Source organism: Cupriavidus sp. HPC(L) (assembly GCF_000307735.3).
In the GTDB taxonomy this organism is placed as follows: Bacteria; Pseudomonadota; Gammaproteobacteria; order Burkholderiales; family Burkholderiaceae; genus Cupriavidus.
Map to the genome: position 1 here is coordinate 1 of NZ_AMPR02000280.1, position 3,153 is coordinate 3,153.

3 protein-coding genes and 1 pseudogene are annotated in these 3,153 nt (G+C 68.8%); all 4 read right to left on the reverse strand.

From position 1 onward, the window contains the following. Positions 1-347 (reverse strand): annotated as a pseudogene (locus B551_RS26135) (hypothetical protein); the annotation flags it as partial. Beyond that, positions 331-1,242 (reverse strand): 50S ribosomal protein L11 methyltransferase, encoded by a 912-nt coding sequence (gene prmA / locus B551_RS15655; protein ID WP_006579041.1) that lies wholly within the window; start codon positions 1,240-1,242, stop codon positions 331-333. The gene prmA and the pseudogene B551_RS26135, both read right to left, overlap by 17 nt. Positions 1,243-1,361: 119 nt before the next feature. Beyond that, the gene (accC, locus tag B551_RS15660; RefSeq protein WP_006579042.1) at positions 1,362-2,729 is read right to left on the reverse strand and encodes an acetyl-CoA carboxylase biotin carboxylase subunit; all 1,368 of its coding nucleotides are present in this window, start codon (positions 2,727-2,729) and stop codon (positions 1,362-1,364) included. Positions 2,730-2,883: 154 nt separating this feature from the next. Next, a partial coding sequence (gene accB, locus B551_RS15665) for an acetyl-CoA carboxylase biotin carboxyl carrier protein (protein WP_023264486.1) occupies positions 2,884-3,153 on the reverse strand: 270 nt, incomplete at its 5' end.

Consider the following 3,153-nt stretch of genomic DNA (forward strand, 5'->3'; position numbering starts at 1 on the left):
CGCCGCGCCGCCAGCGCGGCCTCTTCGGGCGTGCCGGACAGATCGGCGGAGAAGGGAACGGTGTCGGGCGCGGCGCCGCCTTGCCATCGGCGCATCGCCTGTTCGCGCGCGATCGCGCTCGGTGCGATCTCGTTGGATTCGACGGCCCGTGCGCGCAGATAGCCGCCGGCGCTCAGGCTGCGCTTGGTGCCGGCGTTGGTGTCGACGTTGCCGGTGTCGGCGTTTGCGTCGGGGCTGGCGTGGGTGCCGGTATCCGTGCCGGCATCGCGGCCGGCATGCTGCGGCCCGGCCTCGCGCCGGGCGTCTTCGGGAAGTTCGGGATGGTCGGCGTCAGGCGCGGGTGCCATGCAGACAGACCCAGCCTTCGTCGCTGCGCCAGACGCTCAGCGGCAGCCACGGCGCATAGGCGGCGGCGACCTCGTCGGCCTGCCGCTCGAGCACGCCGGACAGCACCAGCCGGCCCCCCGGCCGTACGCGCGCGCTCAGCATCGCGGCCATCAGCTTCAGCGGGTTGGACAGGATATTGGCGACCACCAGGTCATGGGTCGCGGTGCCGGTGGAGGCGGCCAGTGCCGCGGCCTCGTCTGGCAGCGCGAAGGTCGCGCTGACGCGGTTGCGCTCGGCGTTGTAGCGCGAGGCCTCGACGGCGTTCGGATCGATATCGACGCCCAGCGTGTCGCCGGCGCCGAGCTTCCTGGCCACGATGGCCAGGATGCCGGAGCCGCAGCCATAGTCGAGCACGGTCTCGCCCGGCCTGAGGTTCTGCTCCAGCCACTGCATGCACAGCCGCGTGGTCGGATGGCTGCCGGTGCCGAAGGCGAGGCCCGGATCGAGCTCCAGCACGACGGCGTCGGGGTCGGGCGCATCGTGCCAGGACGGCACCACCCAGATGCGCTCGCCGATCCGGATCGGTTCGAACTGCGACTGCGTCAGCCGCACCCAGTCCTGGTCCTCGACGCTGCGCACGACGCTGGCGGGCACCGTGCAGCCCAGCGCATTGGCCGCGGCGGCCAGCACCAGCGCCGGATCGGTGTTCTGATCGAACAGCGCGACCAGCCGCGAGTGCTGCCATGCCAGGCGGGTCGGTTCCATGCCCGGCTCGCCGAACAGCGGCCGCTCATCGGGCGTGTCGGCGTCCGCGTCCTCGACCGAGACCGACAGCGCACCGAGCTCGAACAGCGCGGCGGACCAGGCCTCGGCCTGATCCTGGGCAATCTCGATTACACATTCCTGAAATGCCACGCGCTTTCCCCATGCTGGCCGCCTGCCGTGGTGGGCGGGGCGGCCGTCAAACTGCCGTTACCGCGGTTACTGCCATTACCGCCATTGCTGCCATTGCTGCCTGGACTGTCCGGGCCCTCTCAGACCTTCTCGCCCTTGGCCACGCTCTTCTGGGCCAGGCGGTGCTCCAGATAGTGGATGCTGGTGCCGCCTTCGACGAAGTTGGCGTCGAGCATCAGCTCGCGGTGCAGCGGCACATTGGTCTGGATGCCGTCGACCACCATCTCCGACAGCGCGATCCGCATGCGGGCGATCGCCTGCTCGCGGGTGGCGCCGTAGGTGATCAGCTTGCCGATCATCGAATCGTAGTGCGGCGGCACGAAATAGCCATCATACGCGTGCGAATCGACCCGCACGCCGGGGCCGCCCGGCGCGTGCCAGGCGGTGATGCGGCCCGGCGACGGCGTGAACTTGAACGGATCTTCGGCGTTCACGCGGCATTCGATCGCGTGGCCGCGGAACTGCACGTCCTTCTGGCGGTAGCGCAGCTTCTCGCCGAAGGCGATGCGGATCTGCTCCTGCACGATGTCGATGCCGGTGATCATCTCGGTCACCGGATGCTCGACCTGCACGCGCGTGTTCATCTCGATGAAGTAGAACTCGTTGTTCTCGTACAGGAATTCGAACGTGCCGGCGCCGCGATAGCCGATCTTCTTGCAGGCATCGGCGCAGCGGTCGCCGATCCGCTCGATCAGGCGGCGCGGAATGTGCGGAGCCGGCGCTTCCTCGATGACCTTCTGGTGGCGGCGCTGCATCGAGCAGTCGCGCTCGCCCAGCCAGATCGCCTGGCGATGCTGGTCGGCCAGCACCTGGATCTCGATATGCCGGGGGTTCTCCAGGAATTTCTCCATGTAGACCTCCGGATTGCCGAACGCGCGGCCCGCTTCCTCGCGCGTCATGTTGACGGCGTTCAGCAGCGCGGCCTCGGTGTGCACCACGCGCATGCCGCGTCCGCCGCCGCCGCCGGCCGCCTTGATGATGACCGGATAGCCGACCCGGCGCGCGGTCGCCAGGATCTCCTTCGGATCCTCGGGCAGCGCGCCCTCGGAGCCCGGCACGCACGGCACGCCGGACTTGATCATCGCCTGCTTGGCCGACACCTTGTCGCCCATCAGCCGGATGCATTCCGGGGTCGGGCCGATGAAGACGAAGCCGGACTTTTCCACGCGTTCGGCGAAGTCGGCGTTCTCCGACAGGAAGCCGTAGCCCGGGTGGATCGCCTGTGCGTCGGTGACCTCGGCCGCCGAGATGATGGCGGGCATGTTGAGGTACGACTGAGGGGAGGGGGCCGGGCCGATGCAGACCGCTTCGTCGGCCAGCTTGACGTACTTGGCCTCCTTGTCGGCTTCGGAATAGACCACCACGGTCTTGATGCCGAGCTCGCGGCAGGCGCGCTGGATGCGAAGGGCGATTTCGCCGCGGTTCGCGATCAGTATCTTTTCGAACATAGTCTCTCTCTGCGCAGCGGAAAGGGCGGTCACGCCGGGGGGCGGGCAATGGATGCCGCGTCGCGACCGGCGGCCGGTGCCGCACGCCGCCACGCGAAACGCCCGCATCGTGCGGGCGTGGACAGCGTGTGGGCCGGGCGTGCCGTCCTCAGAATCAGCCGATGACGAACAGCGGCTGGCCGTATTCGACTGCCTGGCCGTTCTCGACCAGGATTTCCTTGATCACGCCTGCCTTGTCGGACTCGATCTCGTTGAGCAGCTTCATCGCCTCGATGATGCAGACGGTCTGGCCTTCCTTGACCGTGTCGCCGACGTTGACGAAGGGCGCCGCGCCGGGCGACGGCGCGCGATAGAAGGTGCCGACCATCGGCGAGGTCACGACGTGGCCCTGGGGCAGCTGGGGCGCGGCCGGTTCGGCGGGGAT